We start from the raw sequence: 19770 nt of genomic DNA, 5'->3' as shown, positions 1-19770 counted from the left end.
TATTTCTATGAGGTGAAATATAAAATGAATAGTCAAGCTAAGCAAACAACTTCAAAATTTAATCCCATTAATATTCTTCAATATTTTTATAAAAATCAATTAACAGTTCATTTACAGCTAGTATCAAACTTTGTAACATGGAATCTTTATTACATTGATGGTGCATTACAATATGCTAATCATTCCTTGCAATCATTAGACACATTAGAATATTATTTAAGCCGTTTAGCTCCTCATCTAGTGGGCAAAATTATTCCTTCTCTCAAATCAAAAAGAAATATAAATAAATTAGAGAATATAGAGTTAGTCTATTTCTTATGTCAAAAAGAAGTAATTGACAACCAAGAAAAAAATCTTCTCATCAATGAGTTAACTCAAGATACCCTAGAATCATTCCTCTGGCTACAAGAAGGGGAGTATCGTTGGGAAAAATTGGAAAAAGCAGAAATATTGAAGATAAAAAACATGGTTGGGGATAATGTTGTGCAAATTCCCTCCATGGTTAAGTCTTTGCGTCTTCGTCATCAACTATGGCAAAAAGTTTCCAAACTGGTAAAATCTCCCTATCAAAGACCTTTGTTTGTTAATATTGCTAATGCTCAAAAAACAGTACCTCAAGGGAAGTTGTCTCCGAGGGTGTTGGCACAACTAGCCAAATTGGTCAATACTGATACTACTATCCGAGATATGGCTACTTTTTTGAAACAGGATGAGTTAAAAATCATCAGTTTACTCGCTCCCTATATTCAGCGGGGTGTCATTCGTTTACAAACGGCAAAATATCCTTACAATAATTTGCCCAGTTTACCTTCTACGGAGGAGGAAGTTATGCAAAGTGCTACACCATCTGTGCAACCACAAAGGGCAACTATGATTGCTAAGTCTGTAAAAGCTGATAGTAATGGTGGATTGTCTTCTGCCGTTGATTCTTTCTCTGAGCAAAACAAGTATAAAATTATTTGTATTGATGATAGTGAAACGATGTTGGCAACTATCAAGGATTATTTGCAGGGAGATTATTTTGAGGTGGTGACGGTGGAAAATCCCATGGAATCTCTTTCTTATCTATTTGAAAGTAAACCTGATTTGATTTTGATGGATTTGTCGATGCCGAAGATTAACGGTAATCGTCTTTCCCAGATTCTTAAGAGTAGTTCTATGTTTAAAAATGTTCCTATTATCATTGTTAGTGGGAATCATAAAATGTTAGATGCTGAAAAAATGGAGAGTATTGGTGCTAAGGATTTCTTAGCTAAACCTTTTTCTCAAATGCAGTTATTAAATATTGTTAATAAGCATTTACAACCTAACTATTCTGCGGTAGGCAAATAAATTTTCACATATTTTCATCTTCAATTCTTTAAATATAAATTAGTAAACAATCATGAATGTAACTTATGATATTCCCCTCGTTATTCTTTCCGCTATTATTGCGGTGGGGGCTGGTTATTTCACCATCGAAATGTCTCAGGAAGTAACTTTAAACAAGGGTTTAGAGCGTTGGAGTTGGTTGCTCATTAGTGCTGTAACTATGGGTATGGGTATTTGGGGTATGCACTTTATTGCCATGACGGCTTTTTCTATCGAGCCAAAGATTAGTTATGATTTTTTAATTGTGCTAATTTCTTTGTTTGCGGCTGTGGTGGGTTGTATTCAGGGTTTATACATTATCACTCAGCCTTTGGTGACGAATAAAACCATTGCGGCGGGGGCTATCAGCATGGGGGCGGCCATTGCAGGGATGCACTATATTGGTATGGCTGCCATGAGGGTAGCGGCGGATGTGAGTTATGATCCTACTTTGTTTATTTTATCAGTTTTCATTGCGATCGCAGCTTCTTTTGCGGCCATTAAAATTGTTATTGGATTAAGGACAGGGAAAAAAGATGCTTTGTATAACTTCAAAAAAACCAGCGCCTCTTTAATTATGGGTGTTGCGGTGTTATCGATGCACTATACGGGCATGGCAGCGGCTAAATTTACCACCAATTACAATTTACTGAGCCAACAAGCCACAAACATTCTGGATAGCCAGATGATTGGTTTTTCCGTTGCCCTTGCGGTGTTAGGGATGTTTGCGATCGTTTACACAGTATTAGCTAATTCCCATTGGAATCGTTCTGTTTAAAATACTTTGGGGCGGTACTACCAAAAATATTCGCTAAATATTATAGTATAATGTATTCTCTGGACAATTATCGCTAAATGTAAAAAAATAACAAGCCTCGGATAATTGCGGATTACATATTGATTGATTATATAGAAAAGGTTTAGCTCATTACAATAGCATGACAAAGCAACAAACAAGACAGTTTGACTACGTAAAAATCGGCATCGCCTCCCCAGAAAGAATTAGAGAATGGGGCGAGCGCACCTTACCCAACGGTATTGTAGTCGGTGAAGTGACAACCCCAGAAACCATCAACTATCGTACCCTCAAGCCCGAAATGGATGGGCTATTTTGTGAGAAAATTTTTGGTCCTTCCAAGGATTGGGAATGTCATTGTGGAAAATACAAGAGAGTACGTCACAGAGGCATTGTGTGCGAACGTTGTGGGGTTGAAGTTACAGAGTCTAGGGTGCGCCGTCATCGTATGGGCTACCTCAAACTAGCCGCCCCTGTTACCCATGTATGGTACCTAAAAGGGATTCCTAGTTATTTGAGTATTCTCCTTGATATGCCCCTGCGGGACGTAGAACAAGTAGTATATTTCAACTCCTACGTAGTGCTAAACCCAGGCAATGCCAGTAACTTAAGTAATCGTCAGTTGCTCAGTGAAGATCAATGGATGGAAATTGAGGAGCAAATCTATGCCGAGGATTCAGAGTTAGAAGACATCGAAGTGGGCATTGGTGCCGAGGCGGTAGAGCGATTATTACAAGAAATTCAACTAGAAGAAGAAGCCGATAAATTAAGGGAAGATATTAGCAACAGTAAAGGGCAAAAAAGAGCGAAATTAATCAAAAGATTACGCTTAATTGATAACTTTATTGCGACGGGTTCAAAACCTGAATGGATGGTTTTAAGTGTAATTCCTGTCATTCCTCCTGATTTACGCCCCATGGTGCAGTTGGATGGTGGTCGTTTTGCTACCTCTGACCTTAACGATTTATACCGTCGTGTCATTAACCGTAATAATCGTTTAAAACGTCTTCAAGAAATTCTTGCCCCTGAAATTATTATCCGTAATGAAAAACGGATGTTACAAGAAGCGGTGGATGCTCTTATTGATAACGGACGCAGAGGACGTACTGTCGTAGGTGGTAATAACCGCCCCCTCAAATCCCTCTCTGATATTATTGAAGGTAAACAGGGTCGTTTCCGTCAAAACCTCTTGGGTAAACGGGTGGACTACTCTGGACGTTCTGTAATTGTAGTGGGTCCTAGTTTACAGATTTATCAGTGCGGTTTGCCTAGGGAAATGGCGATCGAGCTTTTCCAACCCTTTGTAATTAATCGTCTTATTCGCATCGGTATTGTTAGCAATATCAAAGCGGCCAAGAAAATGATTATAAAAGGTGATCCTAGTATCTGGAAAGTATTAGAGGAAGTTATCACAGGACACCCCGTATTACTAAACCGTGCGCCGACTCTTCACCGTTTGGGTATCCAAGCCTTTGAGCCTGTGTTGGTAGAGGGTAGAGCTATTCAACTCCATCCCCTTGTTTGTCCTCCTTTCAACGCTGACTTTGATGGAGACCAAATGGCGGTACACGTACCCCTGTCCATTGAAGCCCAAGCGGAGGCTCGTTTGTTGATGATGGCTTGTCACAACATTCTTTCCCCTGCTACAGGTAAACCTATTATCGCTCCTTCTCAGGATATGGTATTGGGTTGTTATTACCTAACAGCGGAAAATCCTGCAGCTACTAAGGGCGCGGGTAGTTATTATGCAAACCTTGAGGATGCTTTTAAAGCCTATGAGCAAGGTTTAATTGATTTACACGCCTATGTATGGGTGCGTTTTGATGGGGAGGTTGATGGTAGTCGCCCTGATGATACCCCAGAAAAAATTGAAGAACTTGCCGATGGTAGTGTTTGGAAGTATTATGGCGATCGCAAAGTGCGCGAAACCGCTGAGGGCGAAAAAATTGCCCAATATGTCCACACCACTCCCGGACGCATTATTTATAACAAAACCATCATTGACGCTTTAGATTTTGAAGCTGTTTAATTAAACTATGGGGAGGCATATTGTCTCCCTTTTTTTATGGCAAAAAAAATTATCATTGTCGGTAATTCTAGCTCGGGAAAATCCTCCTTAGCTCAGAAAATTGCTGAAGTGTATCAAATTCCTTATCTCGATTTAGATACCATCGCTTGGGAGTCTGGATTAACACCCCAAAGACGAAGTTTTGATGATGCCTGTGCAGATATTGTTGAGTTTATGGAAAGTAATGCCCATTGGATTATTGAAGGTTGTTATGGGGATTTAATTGCCTCAGTGAGTAACCATGCTAATCATTTAATATTTCTCAATCCAGATATAGCAGTATGTTTAGATAATTGCCGTCAACGTCCTTGGGAAAAGCACAAGTATGATAGTTTAGAAGCACAAAATGCTAATTTAGAAATGCTCATTTCATGGATAAAACAATATCCCCATGGAGATGATGAGTTTTCTTTGGTTGCCCATGGTCAAATTTTTAAGACTTTTGAAGGTAATAAAGTAGAGTATAACCACAACTGGGAAGAAAAAGAGGTTTTTTCTTGGCTCAATCCATTAGACTGAAATATAATTAACTATCCATTGTTCACCTATGTTAATTCCCCTTAGAAAAGAAGCTCTTAATGATATGATACCTGCGATCGCCACAGGAACGCAATATGCTTATTATTGGGCTAATCTTTCTACATTATTAAAAAATTTATTTATATCTTTAATAGGAGTATTAATTTTTTTGCTTTTAGGTGCAATTTTTGGTGAAGGTTTTGAAGGAATATCTTTGATTTTGATTGTGACCGTCGGGCTATACTGGCTGTGGGGACCAGTATATTGGGCTAGTGTACGTAATGGTAAATATAGACGTTATCAGTACGTTGGCTTTTGGCGTGGTAGGGTATTGGATGTATATATTAGCGAAGAAGTGGTCAACGAATCCTCCGCCCTCGACAAGCTAGGTAAAGTGATAATTGTTGAGAATTTGCAGAAAAAGATTAACGTAGAAATAGGAGATAAAAGTGGTTTTAGAACTACTATCTCTAGTCCCTTACAAAGAATTCACAAGGTAATTAATCGTGGTCAAGCGGTAGAAGGACTACTATTATCTAATGATCCTGATTTTATGCGTATTAGCAAAGTTACTGATATTTATATTCCCCGTCATAAACTTTGGGTGGGAGAATACCCTTATTTGAGAAGAGATATTTTCTTAGATGTTAGAAAGCAATTAGCTAAAATCTACGGTTAATCATCATTTAAAACTTATGATGATAATCAAGATATGATTTTTGTTGAGTATCAAAAAGCATTGTAAGTAATATCCAGTATTTGATACTGCAAATTTTTATTTTCATACCTTAATTGACCACTGTCCTAATTTCTACTAACAGGGCTATTTTCTACTGGGAAGAAAGCCAAATTTCGGAGGACGCTTACCGCTCTATAATATTGAGGATCAGACGATGTACCAATAAGAGAAGGATCATCCCTTAACTGTGACTGTTGCCGACGGCTAATATTTTGGATCACATTGGGAGCAATGCCATTTTTACTAATATTTAGTCCGCTAGGGGGATAATAACGAGAAATAGTCACCGCCAATCCTGAGCCGTCAGAAAGAGAATGTACTGACTGTACTGTACCTTTACCGAAGGTATTTGTGCCCACTACCGTAGCCCTTTGATTTTCCTTCAATGCCCCAGCCAAAATCTCACTAGCACTAGCAGAATTACCATCTACCAATACTACAAGAGGAAGATCTGTGAGGGCGGAGTTGTTAGCGTGGAAGCGACGATGCCCCCCCCGACGATCCACTACATCGACAATTTCTCCTTCTGCCATCCACATTCTGGCAATATCTACACTGGCAAATAAGAGTCCTCCAGGGTTGCCTCTCAAGTCCAATACAAAGGCGGAAACATCTTGATCTTGTAAACTGGTAATGGCTTCTTGCATTTGCTCAGTGGCATTAGAGCTAAATTCTTCTAGCCTTATGTAACCTACATTTAATTCCCCTTCTTGTCGGAGGCTGTAATCGAGGGCAGGTATTTGAATTTCGGCACGGGTAATTACCACCTCAAAACTGGATTCTCCTTGACGGGCAATTTGTAAGCGTACATCACTACCATTATCCCCCTGCATAGCTTCCGAGGCTTGTTCTAAGTCCATTAAAGCCGTTGGTTTTCCGTCAATGCGCACGATGCGATCGCCCCTTTTTAGCCCCATTTCTTCTGCTGGAGAATTACGAATTGCCTCAACTACATATAAATCTTGGGTTCTTTGATCTACAGCCATACGAATCCCCACCCCAGAAACCCGTCCAGAAGTCTGATTGGTGAGGGCTTCAAACTGATCAGGCACCAAAAAACGAGTATAAGGATCACCCAAATCTTTTAAAGCCCCCTCAATGGCCTGATATGCCTGTCTGGGGTTACTATAATCTCTGCTGAGTAGCTCACTTCTTTTTCTTTGCCAGTCAACCTTATTAAAATCTCCATCCACAAACTCTCGATTTACAATTTGCCACACCTCATCCACAATTGCCTTGGGGCTTTCAACCATTTCAGCCTGAGTAGGAATAGGATGAAACAACGGTATTAGGGTTCCCGTAGCGAGCGCAAGAAAAACTTTTCTGAGATTATGGGGTATTGAGGTATTTGACTTTTTCATAAATGTGTGGGGATGAATATTTTTTAAACTCTCATCTTTTTTCTCAGTGTATCAAATTTATTTTACGATGTGCTGTTCACCGCCAACCTTCTTAACATCCCAGCACTTTTTTCAATCAATTTAAAATCAAGGTTTATGATTAATTGTTGATAATAACCATTACCGTGACCTTTTATTTCAAATACTGATTAGGGCGTTACTCATACATATGATTTCCTCTTTGAGCAGGAAATTAGGCAATGATGATAATATTTTTACATCTCAATGTTGAGCGTAACTAAATTATATTTCATACTACAACCCCTGCAATGCTCTAATTTTAAACCTCCCTTACCTTTAGACAAAAAAAAATAACTTTGTGACAACCTATTAAAGATTGCTATATCATCAATATAGTTAAAACCTTTTTGCTCTCCAGCTCGTACTTATTTTAACTTGAAATTTTATTCCAGAATTTTATGACATATTTAGAAACCACAGCCAAATTTTATTCAGAAGTCGCCCAAACCCCCGAAGTAGGTTTATGTTGCGTTCAAAGTAGCTCTTTACAATTACCAGGACTAAAAATCCCCCAAAAAATGCAAGAGATGAACTACGGCTGTGGTACAACGGTTCACCCCAACGAACTAGGAAAAAATCCTCGGGTTTTATATGTCGGAGTCGGAGGGGGATTAGAAGCCCTACAATTTGCTTACTTTAGCCGTCAGCAAGGGGGAGTTATCGCCGTTGAACCCGTGGAAGCCATGAGAAACGTGGCAAGAGACAATTTAAAACAAGCCACAACCCTTAACGATTGGTTTAAAGAAGATTTTGTAGAAATTAGGGAGGGTGATGCCTTTAAATTACCCGTAGCAGATGAATCCGTTGATTTAGTTGCTCAAAATTGCCTCTTTAATATTTTTGAACCCAAAGACCTAAACAAAGCCCTTAAGGAAGTTTATCGGGTATTAAAACCGGGCGGAAAACTCCTAATGAGTGATCCCATTGCCACCGAGTCTATCCCCTTACATTTGAGACAGGATGAGCGTTTACGAGCCATGTGTTTATCTGGGGCGCTAACTTATGATGAATATACCCAACAATTAATTGATGCTGGTTTTGGGCAGGTAGAAATTCGTACCCGTCGCCCCTATCGTTTATTGGATACCCATAGTTACACATTGGATAAACCTTTATTATTAGAAAGTTTAGATACCGTTTCTTTTAAACTACCAATTCCCAAAGATGGGGCTTGTATTTTTACAGGAAAAACAGCTATTTATCATGGTGATTTAGAACATTTTGATGATAATGCAGGACATATACTAACAAAAGGAATTCCTGCTTCTATTTGCGATAAAACGGCCAATAATTTAAGTAAATTTTCTGATGTTTTTATAACTGATTCTACTTGGCATTATGACGGCGGAGGCTGTTGTTAATTAGGTGTTGATGAAAAAGTGTAGTCGTGAGGGTTGGCAATAGGGAATAGGCAATGGGCAATAGTTTTCATATTTTTATGCATTAGTTTTTCATACCTAAACCTTATAAAACCCACTCTTATCTATAGATTTGTGACCAAATTAATAAAAGATGAATCAATAAATATGACTGTAAATACAATTACTACGATAACTCCTTTTAATCAGAAAATAAATAAACCTTTACTAAAGGATAAAGTTACAGTTTTGCAAATAAATTTAGGTAAAAAATGTAATCTTGCTTGTAGTCATTGTCATGTAGAAGCTAGTCCTAAACGTACGGAAGAATTAACTCCAGAAATTTGTGAGCAATTACAACAGTTAATTTCTAAATTTCCTCAGATAAAAACCATTGACTTGACTGGGGGAGCTCCTGAATTAAATTATGGTTTTAAGCCTTTAGTAGAAACCGCCAGAAAATATAATAAGGAGATTATTGTTAGGTCAAATTTAACTATTTATTTTGAGCAAGGTTTTGAGGATATTCCCCAATATTGTGCGGATAATAAGGTTAGGATTGTGGCTTCTTTACCTTGTTATCTCGAAGATAATGTGGATAAAGTTAGGGGTAAAGGGGTTTATGATCAATCCATCAAGGCGATTGGGTGGCTTAATGATTTGGGGTATGGAACAGATGAAAATTTAATTTTGGATTTGGTTTATAATCCTCCTTTACCTACTACTAAAAACTTTTCTTTAACGGCAGAACAATCTAAGTTAGAAACTGCTTATAAAATGTTCTTACAAGAACATTTTGAGATTAAATTTAATAGCTTATTAACTATTACTAATTTGCCTATTGGTAGGACTAAAACTTTCTTGGAAAAACAAGGTTTGATTGATGATTATTTATCATTTTTGGAGTCCAATTTTAATCCTGTTACCATTAATGGTTTAATGTGTCGCAATGAGTTGTCCATTGACTATTTGGGTAATGTTTATGATTGTGATTTTAATCAGATGGAAAATTTACCTGCAAAGATACCTAATGGAGATAATTTGACTGTGGCGAAGTTGTTGGCGATGGATAGTTTGGATGTAATAGAAAAGGTACAAACGGCATCCTATTGTTATGGTTGCACGGCAGGGAGCGGTTCTAGTTGTGGTGGTGCTTTGAGTTAGGTTGTTTTTATCTATATATTAGGAGTTGCTAAAAAAGTGAAGTCCTGAAGGTAGGCAATGGGAAGTAGTTTTCTTGCTGTAATTAATCGGTGTTGTATCTGTACTTTTTTACTTTTTGAGTTTATTCAGTGCGCCCTACATAATAATATTTTGATAACTGAAAACCAATCATATGATTTCAAAAAAAGCTATTCAAATTTTTTCTGTGGCGGTAATTGCTCATCTTACTCTGCAATCATGCCAACAAAATGCGGCAATTAATTCATCGGATACCGATAGATTAACAGGAAGATTAGTGATTACAGGTTCAAGTACTGTTGCCCCCCTTGTGTCCGAAATCGGTAAACAGTTTGAGGATAAAAATCCTGATGTGCGTATCGATGTGCAAACGGGAGGTTCATCCCGTGGTATTAGTGATGTGCGTAATGGTATTGCCGATATTGCCATGGTTTCCCGTAGTGCAAACCCAGAGGAGGATGATTTATCATTTCATAGCATCGCTCAAGATGGGGTAGGTATTATCATTCATCAAGATAACCTCGTTGATAGTTTATCCCATGAGGAAATTAAGCAAATTTTTACGGGAGAAATTAATAACTGGCAGGAAGTGGGGGGAGAAGATGCACCGATTACGGTGGTAAATAAGGCGGAGGGGCGTTCTACTTTGGAGGTATTTTTAAATTATTTTGATTTGACTAATAGTCAGGTAAAACCCTCTGTGGTGATTGGGGATAATCAACAGGGTATTAAAACCGTTGAGGGAAACTTTTTTGCTATTGGTTACGTATCCATTGGGACGGCAGAATTTAGTATTAATAATAATGTACCAATTAAATTACTTCCTCTCGATGGAATTGGAGCAACTAGGGATAATGTTGCTATTGGCAGTTTTCCTTTGTCTCGCCTTCTCAATTTGGTAACGAATGGTGAGGAGGATTTTTTAACCCAAACTTTTATTAATTATAGTCAATCGGCAGAAGTTCATGATCTCATTGAAAGACAGGATTTTGTCCCCCTCTCACGGTGATTTGCTATGGCGTTGGTTACTTACCATAGTTGCTTTGATTACAGGGGTTATTGTGGTGGTAATTACTGTGTTTTTATTTTTTGAAGCCTCGGTGGTATTAGAGGAGGTGGGATGGGGGGCGTTTTTTCGAGATCCATCTTGGCATCCGAGGGAACAGTTTTTTAATTTGATGCCGATGCTGTTGGGTACTTTATCGGTGACGGTGGGGGCAGTTTTTCTGGCGATTCCTTTGGGAATTGGTTCAGCTATTTTTGCCCAATATTATGCACCTCATTTTGTGGCTTATTTTTATCGTCAGTTAATCGAGTTGTTGGCGGGTATTCCTTCTGTGGTATATGGTTTTTGGGGTTTGGTGGTATTAGTACCGTTGATCAATAGGTTTCAGGCACCGGGTACAAGTTTATTAGCTGGGATAATTATCCTTACTTTGATGATTTTGCCCACTGTTGCGCTGACGGCGGAGGCTAGTTTTGAGGAAGTGCCTTTGGAGTTTAGACAGGGTGCGATCGCCCTTGGTTTATCAAAATGGGCGATGATTCGGGGGGTTATATTACCTGTGGCAAAATCGGGAGTGATGACGGGTTTTATTTTGGCGACGGGAAGGGCTTTGGGGGAGACGATGGCGGTATTGATGGTTTGTGGCAATGTGGTACAAGTTCCTGACAGTTTTTTTGCTCCTGTGCGTACTTTAACGGCAAATATCGCTCTGGAAATGGCCTATGCTACGGGAAATCATCGCTCTGCTTTGTTTGTCAGTGGTTTATGGTTGATGGGTGCGATCGCCCTTATGGTATTAATAGCGGAGGTTGTGAGGGGGCAAAATGTTAAGTTATAAAAAAAGAGAGGGGTTATTAATTGAGGTTTTATTATGGTTAATGGCTCTGACTATTGTTGCATTTTTTGCTTGGTTTTTAGGGGATATTGTTATTCATAGTTGGGGAAAAATATCTTGGCAATTTTTATTTTCTAAACCCCTTAATGCTGGTAGGGAAGGAGGCATTGCACCTATTTTAGTTTCCACTTTTTTGATTTTATTGGTAACTATGATAACGGCATTACCTTTAGGAATTGGTACTGCTATTTTTTTGACAGAATTTATAGAACAAGATAATTTTTTAGGAGTTTTAATTAGACGTAGTTTAGATATTTTGGCTGGAGTTCCTTCTATTGTTTTTGGTTTGTTTGGTAATGCTTTTTTTTCCATTAAATTAGGTCTAGGTTTTTCGATTTTATCAGGGAGTTTAACCCTTGCCTGTATGGTGTTACCCATTCTTATTCGTACCACGGAGGAAGGACTGAGAAACGTTCCTCTTGATTATCGTTTGGGGGCGGCAGCCTTGGGGATTTCTCAACGGGCTACCCTGTGGCGGATTGTGTTGCCCTCTGCCATGGCGAGTATCATTGTTGGCTTTGTGTTGGGTGTGGGTCGTGCGATCGCCGAAACAGCGGCGTTAATTTTTACTAGCGGTTACGTGGACAGAATGCCAGAATCTTTGATGGATTCGGGGCGTAGTTTATCTATTCATATTTTTGATTTGAGTATGAATGTTAGTGGAGGTGATGATAATGCTTATAGTTCAGCTTTGGTGTTATTGCTTCTTTTTCTCTTGATTAATTTTATCGCAAAAATGATTTTAAATTTTACTTCTCTCGGTCATCAAAAGAATGTCTAATTTCCCAGCAAAAAATATTACTTTACCATCTTTACAAGTAGAAAATCTCTCTCTTTTTTATAACAAGAAACCTGCTTTTAAGGGGATTAATATGCCTATACAGGGAGGAAAAATAACTGCTCTTATTGGGCCTTCTGGGTGTGGAAAAAGTAGCTTTTTAAGTTGTATTAACCGTTTGGTTGATATGATTCCAAATACAAAAACTGAGGGTAATATTCGTTTGGATGGTTTACTCATTTCAGGGAAAAAAATAGATGCGATAGATCTTCGTCGCCGTATTGGTACTATTTTTCAAAAACCTAACCCCTTCCCTTTTTCTATTTATAAAAACCTCGCCTTTCCTCTCAGAGAACATGGCATAAAAGATAAAAATAGAATTGAATATTTAATCGAAAAAAACTTAAAAAATGTGGGTTTATGGACAGAAATAAAGGACAGACTAAATCAAAGTGCCTTATCCTTATCAGGAGGACAAAAACAAAGACTATGTATTGCGAGGGCTTTAATATTAGAGCCAGAAGTGTTACTATTTGACGAACCCTGTAGCGCCCTTGATCCCATTTCTAGCGGTGTAGTAGAAGATTTAATCGCTAGTTTGAGGGATAAATATACCGTGGTGATTGTTACCCATAACCTCGCTCAAGCCAAGAGAATTGGCGATTATGGAGCTCTATTTTGGACTGAAAATAACATCGGCACTTTGGCAGAATTTGGCACTATAGACCAGATTTTTAATTATCCTCAAAGTGACATTACTTCGGCTTATATTGAAGGAATTAGGGGGTAAATGGAGAGAGAAGCTATGATTAGTAAAGAGGATATTAAATTGCTTTATTTAATAGAGTTGTTGCGAAATAGGAGATAATAGAGAAAACTGACTAAGTAAAAAGAAGTAGAATGTTAAATATTGACAAAATACTTAATCAAGATCGACTCCTCAGAGCCACCACAGGATTGAATCGCAAGGCATTTGATGATTTATTAGTCAGTTTTGAGTCGGTTTATCTTTCATTATCACAAAAAAGTGACTCTTCTCGTCAGAGACGCTTTGGCGGAGGTCGAAAATCTCATCTCAAAACCATTGAGCAGAAACTTTTCTATATTCTATTTTATTTAAAATGTTATCCAACATTTGATTTAGCTGCTATTCTCTTTGATTGTGACCGAAGTCAAGCTTATCGATGGAGTCATAAACTACAAGAGGTTTTAGAAAAAACATTAAATGAAAAACAGGTATTGCCAAAAAGGAAAATTAGCACAATTCAAGAGTTCAGGGAATATTTTCCCGATGTGGAAAGAGTGATGATTGACGGGGTGGAAAGACCGATTAATCGACCACAAGACAAGAAAAAACAAAAAGAAAATTACTCAGGAAAAAAGAAAAGACACACCCGTAAAAATCTAGCGGTAGTAAGCCCAGAAAAAAAGATATTACAGTTAACACCCACCTGTAATGGCAAAATTCATGATAAAAAAATCCATGATCAATTTGACTTGATTGGGGGAATACCAGATATGGTGAAAGTACAAGCAGATTCGGGATTTCAAGGAGTGCAAAAAATGTATGATAATGTCTTTTTACCTCAAAAAAAACCGAGAGGGGGAGAGTTGACGGTGGAACAAAAAGAGGAAAATAGAGAATTATCAAGGGAAAGAGTAGGATGTGAGAACGCTTTTGCAGGGGTAAAAAGATACTATGCTGTATCATCAGTTTATAGAAATAGAACGCCAGAATTTGATGACAAACTAATGGTAACAGCTTGTGGATTATGGAATTTATATTTGGAAGTAGCATAAAATAAAATCAGGAATAAGAAAAATCCCATTAACTTTATTTAATATTCAACATTAAAGCTATCTCCTACTATTTCGCAACAACTCTAATAAGTTGAAGAAGACGGACTAGAACAACTATTGTTACCTGATTCTGAGGTCATTTACTTTTATTATTATAAATAACTAACCATAACGGCTTGTCCTTGGGGAGTTAGATCACTTTCTGAGTTTTCTAGGGTGATTACTATTTGAGAAGGATTGACCATATTTGGATCTAAGGGTAATTCTATCAAACTATTACCTTGTGAATCTGGTCTAAATTCTCCACAATATACTTCTTTTCCATCTACTATTCCCCAAAGACGATATACCTGATTTTGTTCTATGGGATCTAAATTTTGGGTTGTTATCATAATGGTATCTGCCTCAATATTGAGTAACAAACTTCCTGATGATTGGGGGTTGGATTCTGTGCCTCTGAGGGAAACTAGGTTATCATTTTCTTGGCGTGAAAGTGCGTGTGGCAAAGCAGATTCTTTCAGGATCGCACTTTGATATTCTTGTAATTCCCTATCCATTTGGGCAATTTGCCTTTGCAGACTATAGTTATAACCTCCCAAAACTACGATTAAGGTAGCACCAATGACACTAAGAAAAGGTTTTAAGGGTAAGGATGAATTTTTAACTATGGTTTGATTTACTTGATTTTCTTGTTGGGCTTGGGCTAAGATACGATCGCCCAATGCCTTTGGTAATTCTACCTCTGGTAAGGCAAGGGGATAAAGGGCAAGGGTTTTTTGTAAGCTATCAATTTCCTCTTGTAACTCTGGGTGGGATTGTAATAAATCATGTACCATGGCTGTTTCTTCGGGGGTAGAATCACCCAACACATAACTGGCCAAAAGTTCCTTGATTTCTTCTTCTCTAAAATCTTTCATCACTAATTTACTAACTCCTGTAATAACTCTCTCAACTTCAATAATCCTTTGCGTTTATAGGTTTTCACCGTGCCAAGGGGCATATTTAATTTTTCGGCAATTTCCGATTGGCTTAAACCGTCAAAATAGGCCATTTCTAATACCCGTTGATGTTGCATAGGTAAACGGGCGATCGCATTTCTAACCTTGTGTGACACTTCCCTAAGGGCAACTTTATCCATCAAACCACCATATTCCTGAGAAGGAGAATTATTAAACCATTTGAGAATCCTTTGACGATGAGAATTTTTTTGCCTGTGTCTATCAATAGCCCGTGAGCGAGTCATTGTCACCAAAAAAACTACCATTGAGCCTCGATTTTCATCATAATTTCCCTTTTTCGAGAGATAAAGGAAAATCTCTTGGGTTAAATCCTCCGCCTCTTGAGTGTTGCCCAACATACGTAATGCCACACGATAGACAATCTCACCATAACGCTCATAGAAAATTCCTAAAGCATTAATATTTCCTGAACGTAATTGCTTAAAAAGTTCTGCATCTGTCTGATTTGACAGCATGGTGATTAACTGATTATTTTACAAAAGAGTAGTGTATGGTAATTCCAAACAATTTGTAAACAACCTACCTTTAATTTTCCCCTTATCAAGGGCAGTAGGGGGGGATTTAAATTTTACAACTCAAATGGGATTGCTATGTACATTTAATAAAAATACGAAGCCCAAGGAAAAAAGGATTTACAATCAATGAATTTAGAATATTGGTATTTGTTTCCCACTGCCATCGGTATAGCTACCATTGCCATGGCTTCGGGGGTAGAAGGGGCTACTTTTTTTACTCCTTTATTCCTCATTGCCCTAAAGTTACCTCCAGAAGTAGCCATCGGTATCGGTTTAATTACCGAGGTTTTTGGCTTTTCCAGTGGTTTGTTTGCCTATATTCGCAAAGGTTTAATTGATTTTAAGTTGGGTAGAATGCTCTTACTGGTTAGTATTCCCATGGCGTTACTAGGTACATGGTTTGGTAATATTATTCCTGCTGATGTCCTCAAAGGAATTTTGGCAGTAGGTTTATTTGTCATTGCCACCAGTTTTTTTAAATCCCCTGATAAACATACTTTAGAATTGTTAGATGAGGATATAAAAAATACCCAAGAAAAAAAAGAACTTCAAACCTGTATTACTGACAAAAATAACAAAACATACTATTACACCATCTATAACCGCACTGAAGGACGTTTATTGGCAAGTATAGGGGCTTTATTTTTGGGCATGGTATCCACGGGATTGGGTCAATTAAATGGGTTTTATCTTATTCAAAGATGCCGTGTACCGAGTCCAGTTGCGATCGCCACTAGCGTATTTATAGTCGCCATCACCGCCCTAATCGCATCCATTGGTCATGTTATTCAATTTGCCCAAGCAGGGGGCGAGGAATTACAACTGGTGTTTAATATCGTTATATTTACCGCTCCAGGGGTTTTAATAGGTGCTCAACTCGGCTCCATAGTTGCCACAAAATTATCTCAGGAAAAGCTAGAAAGAGCCATGGGCATATTATTTATATTAGTTGCTCTATTAATTATGGCTGAATTAATCATTTAGGGTTTCTCGAGCAAATAGACAAATAATTATCAATTATCCATTTTCAATTATCAATTATTCCTCAACATCCATCTTGTCATTGATTTCGTATCTCAAGTAAAAGGGAAAATTTTTTCTAATAAAAAAAAGCCCCTTTTAATTCAATGATAGAGGGTAAAACCATGAAAAAAACAATGAAATTGACCACTGGTGTAATTGCATTAGTCGCCCTGATAATGGGAGGATTAGTACTAAAAGCTGGAGGATTAGATGACTTTAAACTTCAATACTTCTTTTTAACCCAGCATTTCCATGATCAAAGTCAAGAATTAGCCGATATTCGTCAACAAGATATATCTCCCGAAGAAAATAGTAGCATTGAATTACAGCAACTTTTAGATGGAGGTCCCCCCAAAGACGGCATTCCCAGTATTGATAATCCCCAATTTGATGATGCTTCTACCACTCCTTTTGATGAAGATGAATTAGTTATTGGAGTAGTCGTCAATGGCGAAGCAAAAGCCTATCCCTACGGTATTATGAACTGGCATGAAATAGTTAACGATACCGTGGGTGGAAAAAATATTTCTGTCACCTACTGCCCATTGTGTGACACCATGGTTAGCTTTGAGAGAGGAGACACCACTTTTGGGGTATCAGGTAAATTGTACCAAAGTTGTTTGGTTATGTTCGATCGCACTGACGACACCCTCTACTCTCAACCTTGGGCATTGGGAGTGGTGGGTGCAAATGTGAATAAATCCGTTGAGAGAATACCAACTATTAAAACAACTTTAGGAGAATGGTTGAAGGAATATCCTGAGAGTAAAATTTTATCCACTGATACAGGACATAATCGGGATTATTTTCGCTATCCCTACGGTAGTTATAACACCAATGAGAGAATTATTTTTCCTGTCAGAAATCAACAAGCATTAGAAAATCATCCTAAAGAAATTGTCTCCTATATTTGGGAACATGATGAACAAAATATTCATAACCAATTTTCTGGAGTTAGTGAACAATTTACCCACAAAAAAATTCAGGAAATAGGAGAAAAACAAATGTTATTTAATCAGCGAGAAATTATTGTTCAATGGGACAAAAATCTTAATACGGTAGTGGTAAAAGAATCTGATGGTACTATTATACCTAGTAGCACAGCCTTTTCCTTCGTTTATCCTGCATTTTTTTAAAATACTAAATCTATTTCCTCATTGACTTCGTATCTTAGATAAATGAGTAAAAAAACATAGAGGTTTATTGTATGAAACGTTTAATAATTGGCGGAACTACCGTATTATTATTTTCCACTGGTTTAGGGGTAGTTTATGCCCAAAATTTAACAGGATTTTCTACTCTTAATAATCAAAAAAATCAACTAATTGCCCAAAGTAATTCCAGATTAATGGCAACAGATCAAGATGGTACTCCTAGCAACTTTACCAAAGATCGTTGGCTGAGGGCAAAAGCTCAAGTTACCACTACTTCTATTCCCCGCAGTAACAACTATCGAATTACCGTTCAAGCGGAAAATTTAGTTCCCAACGGATTATATACCTTTTGGTGGGTGAATCCTCATATTGTGGGCATGGATATGGGCCCAGCGGGAGGGGTACAAGGTAATTCTTTCCGTGCTGATAACCAAGGTAATGCAACGGCAAATATCACCGTATCGAATAATAATTACCGTATGTTGGTGGCGGCTTATCACGCCGATAATAAAACCCATGGAGAGATGCCGGGGGAAATGGGTGAAATTACTTTCAGTCATTTAGCAGGGGAGTTTCCCAAGGCAAGATAGGTTAACTTTGTTAAATTTTGTGAGGATATTAACTTGAAACCTTTGAATCGTGGCGATCAATTTCCTAAAATTAAGTTGCTGGTAATTTTTGGATTAAGTGCGATCGCCCTGATAACAATTCACCATCTTAATCTTACCCCATTATGGAATAAAATGTTAACGGGGATTAAGGAAATGGGTTTCTGGGGTTTTATCCTCTTTATTGCCATCTATAATATAGCGACTCTCTTATTCATTCCCGGTTCATTATTAACCATGAAAGGAGGTTGTTTATATGGGGTAATTTGGGGAACAATTTATGTATCTATTGCCGCTATTTTAGGAGCTATTTTTGCCTTTTTATTGGGACGTTATTTTTGCCGTGATTGGGTATTAAAAAAGCTCGATCAATATCCCAAAATAAAAGCTATCGAGAAAGCCATTGCTCAAGAAGGTTGGAAAATAGTCTTTTTGATGCGTTTATCTCCCCTATTTCCCTTTAATTTACTTAACTATCTTTTGGGAGTAACTAAAATTTCATTCCGAGATTATTTAATTGGTTCTTTAGGAATATTTCCAGGAGTTTTTGCCTATGTTTATCTTGGTTCTTTTGCTGTTGATTTAAGTAGTGTTGATCAGTCTTATTATTCAGGAAATAATGATAATCATATTATGTCCTTAATTTTAAGAATCATTGGGTTACTTGCGACCCTTTTACTTACCATATATCTTAACAAATTAGCTAAAAAAGCCCTCAAAAATAACCTTGAAAATGGAGAAAAAAATCATGTCACCATTAACGAAAAGTGTTAAGACAGTAACAAGTAAAATATCTAAATTGTCACAGCTAATAATGTTAAGTTTTTCTACCCTAATTTTGACCTTATTTTTCCATATTCATCCCGTATTTGCCCAAGAAACAGGGGGAGGCTTTAACCCTCAACAATGGTTACTCGATGCCCTGCAATGGATTGATAGTTTAGGAGGATTAGGGGCGATCGCCTTTATCCTGTTATATATAATAGCTACCGTAGCCTTCTTACCCGGCTCAATTCTCACCCTTGGGGGCGGAGTCGTCTTCGGAGTTGTTTTAGGTTCCATATACGTCTTTGTCGGGGCAACCATCGGCGCCACCCTAGCCTTTTTAGTTGGTAGATATATCGCCCGAGATTGGGTAGCAGGGAAGATACAAGGGAACCAAAAATTTGCAGCCATCGATGAATCCGTAGGGCGAGAAGGCTTAAAAATAGTGCTACTAACCCGTTTATCCCCCGTTTTCCCCTTCAACCTTCTAAACTACGCCTACGGAGTTACAGGGGTATCTCTCAAAGATTATTTTATCGGCTCAGTGGGCATGATACCAGGCACCATTATGTATGTCTATATCGGCTCATTGGCTGGGAATATCGCCACCATCGGTGCTGACACCCCCAGTAATCCCACCGTAGAATGGGCAATTAGAATTATCGGTTTCATTGCCACCGTTGCCGTTACCATTTATGTTACCAAAATAGCCAGAAAAGCCCTTAATACCCAAGTATTGGAATCTACAGAATAAATTGATAACCAGTTAATTAT

20 protein-coding genes are annotated in these 19770 nt (G+C 37.9%); 17 read left to right on the top strand and 3 right to left on the bottom strand.

Annotation, left to right across the window (positions count from 1 at the left end; genetic code table 11):
* Positions 1-24 precede the first annotated feature (24 nt).
* From A5482_RS01670 to A5482_RS01650, 5 genes are all read left to right on the top strand, one after another.
* On the top strand, positions 25-1332 hold the full coding sequence (locus tag A5482_RS01670) for a response regulator (RefSeq protein ID WP_069790060.1): 1308 nt from the start codon (positions 25-27) through the stop codon (positions 1330-1332).
* A 52-nt stretch (positions 1333-1384) separates the two neighbouring features.
* The gene (locus A5482_RS01665; RefSeq protein ID WP_069790059.1) at positions 1385-2128 is read left to right on the top strand and encodes an MHYT domain-containing protein; all 744 of its coding nucleotides are present in this window, start codon (positions 1385-1387) and stop codon (positions 2126-2128) included.
* Positions 2129-2288: 160 nt separating this feature from the next.
* Positions 2289-4175, top strand: coding sequence for a DNA-directed RNA polymerase subunit gamma (locus tag A5482_RS01660; RefSeq protein WP_069790058.1), 1887 nt, complete (start codon positions 2289-2291; stop codon positions 4173-4175).
* Positions 4176-4211: 36 nt separating this feature from the next.
* Positions 4212-4733 (top strand): phosphotransferase-like protein, encoded by a 522-nt coding sequence (locus A5482_RS01655; RefSeq protein WP_069790057.1) that lies wholly within the window; start codon positions 4212-4214, stop codon positions 4731-4733.
* Between the two features lie 28 nt (positions 4734-4761).
* Positions 4762-5412 carry a phosphate ABC transporter permease gene (locus A5482_RS01650; protein WP_069790056.1) on the top strand — a complete coding sequence of 217 codons (651 nt, stop codon included), beginning with the start codon at positions 4762-4764 and terminating at the stop codon, positions 5410-5412.
* Between the two features lie 125 nt (positions 5413-5537).
* On the opposite strand, the gene ctpB is transcribed toward A5482_RS01650, so the two are convergent.
* On the bottom strand, positions 5538-6833 hold the full coding sequence (ctpB, locus tag A5482_RS01645; RefSeq protein WP_446684792.1) for a carboxyl-terminal processing protease CtpB: 1296 nt from the start codon (positions 6831-6833) through the stop codon (positions 5538-5540).
* Between the two features lie 458 nt (positions 6834-7291).
* On the opposite strand from ctpB, the gene arsM reads away from it, so the two are divergent.
* The 7 genes from arsM to A5482_RS01610 all read left to right on the top strand — a co-directional run bounded on the left by arsM (position 7292) and on the right by A5482_RS01610 (position 13912).
* A complete protein-coding gene (arsM, locus tag A5482_RS01640) occupies positions 7292-8254 on the top strand; it encodes an arsenosugar biosynthesis arsenite methyltransferase ArsM (protein ID WP_069790055.1) in 963 nt (320 codons plus the stop codon).
* Positions 8255-8419: 165 nt separating this feature from the next.
* On the top strand, positions 8420-9415 hold the full coding sequence (gene arsS / locus A5482_RS01635) for an arsenosugar biosynthesis radical SAM (seleno)protein ArsS (RefSeq protein ID WP_069790054.1): 996 nt from the start codon (positions 8420-8422) through the stop codon (positions 9413-9415).
* 172 nt (positions 9416-9587) lie between these two features.
* The gene (locus tag A5482_RS01630) at positions 9588-10442 is read left to right on the top strand and encodes a phosphate ABC transporter substrate-binding protein (RefSeq protein ID WP_069790053.1); all 855 of its coding nucleotides are present in this window, start codon (positions 9588-9590) and stop codon (positions 10440-10442) included.
* Positions 10399-11277 carry a phosphate ABC transporter permease subunit PstC gene (gene pstC / locus A5482_RS01625; protein WP_069790052.1) on the top strand — a complete coding sequence of 293 codons (879 nt, stop codon included), beginning with the start codon at positions 10399-10401 and terminating at the stop codon, positions 11275-11277. Before A5482_RS01630 ends, pstC begins: the two co-directional genes overlap by 44 nt.
* On the top strand, positions 11264-12115 hold the full coding sequence (pstA, locus tag A5482_RS01620) for a phosphate ABC transporter permease PstA (protein ID WP_069790051.1): 852 nt from the start codon (positions 11264-11266) through the stop codon (positions 12113-12115). The genes pstC and pstA overlap by 14 nt, the downstream gene beginning before the upstream one ends.
* Positions 12108-12902 carry a phosphate ABC transporter ATP-binding protein gene (locus A5482_RS01615; RefSeq protein WP_069790050.1) on the top strand — a complete coding sequence of 265 codons (795 nt, stop codon included), beginning with the start codon at positions 12108-12110 and terminating at the stop codon, positions 12900-12902. The genes pstA and A5482_RS01615 overlap by 8 nt, the downstream gene beginning before the upstream one ends.
* A 110-nt stretch (positions 12903-13012) precedes the next feature.
* A complete protein-coding gene (locus A5482_RS01610; RefSeq protein ID WP_069790049.1) occupies positions 13013-13912 on the top strand; it encodes an IS5/IS1182 family transposase in 900 nt (299 codons plus the stop codon).
* A 152-nt stretch (positions 13913-14064) separates the two neighbouring features.
* On the opposite strand, the gene A5482_RS01605 is transcribed toward A5482_RS01610, so the two are convergent.
* Both A5482_RS01605 and A5482_RS01600 read right to left on the bottom strand, forming a co-directional pair.
* Positions 14065-14829 carry an anti-sigma factor domain-containing protein gene (locus tag A5482_RS01605; RefSeq protein WP_069791701.1) on the bottom strand — a complete coding sequence of 255 codons (765 nt, stop codon included), beginning with the start codon at positions 14827-14829 and terminating at the stop codon, positions 14065-14067.
* A gap of 2 nt (positions 14830-14831) precedes the next feature.
* Positions 14832-15386 (bottom strand): sigma-70 family RNA polymerase sigma factor, encoded by a 555-nt coding sequence (locus A5482_RS01600; RefSeq protein ID WP_069791700.1) that lies wholly within the window; start codon positions 15384-15386, stop codon positions 14832-14834.
* Between the two features lie 186 nt (positions 15387-15572).
* On the opposite strand from A5482_RS01600, the gene A5482_RS01595 reads away from it, so the two are divergent.
* The 5 genes from A5482_RS01595 (at position 15573) to A5482_RS01575 (ending at position 19750) form a co-directional block, all read left to right on the top strand.
* Entirely contained in the window at positions 15573-16430 is an 858-nt protein-coding gene (locus A5482_RS01595) for a sulfite exporter TauE/SafE family protein (protein WP_069791699.1), read from the top strand.
* A 161-nt stretch (positions 16431-16591) separates the two neighbouring features.
* Positions 16592-17605, top strand: coding sequence for a DUF3179 domain-containing protein (locus tag A5482_RS01590; protein ID WP_069791703.1), 1014 nt, complete (start codon positions 16592-16594; stop codon positions 17603-17605).
* A 71-nt stretch (positions 17606-17676) separates the two neighbouring features.
* Entirely contained in the window at positions 17677-18213 is a 537-nt protein-coding gene (locus tag A5482_RS01585; RefSeq protein WP_069791698.1) for a hypothetical protein, read from the top strand.
* Between the two features lie 33 nt (positions 18214-18246).
* Positions 18247-19005, top strand: a complete 759-nt coding sequence (locus A5482_RS01580) for a TVP38/TMEM64 family protein (RefSeq protein WP_242412019.1) — start codon at positions 18247-18249, stop codon at positions 19003-19005.
* Positions 18980-19750 (top strand): TVP38/TMEM64 family protein, encoded by a 771-nt coding sequence (locus A5482_RS01575; RefSeq protein WP_071891753.1) that lies wholly within the window; start codon positions 18980-18982, stop codon positions 19748-19750. Before A5482_RS01580 ends, A5482_RS01575 begins: the two co-directional genes overlap by 26 nt.
* Positions 19751-19770 lie beyond the last annotated feature (20 nt).

Source organism: Cyanobacterium sp. IPPAS B-1200 (assembly GCF_001747005.2).
Lineage (GTDB): Bacteria > Cyanobacteriota > Cyanobacteriia > Cyanobacteriales > Cyanobacteriaceae > Cyanobacterium.
Note: the sequence above shows the minus strand (reverse complement) of the source record. Positions and strands in the feature narration are given on the sequence as shown.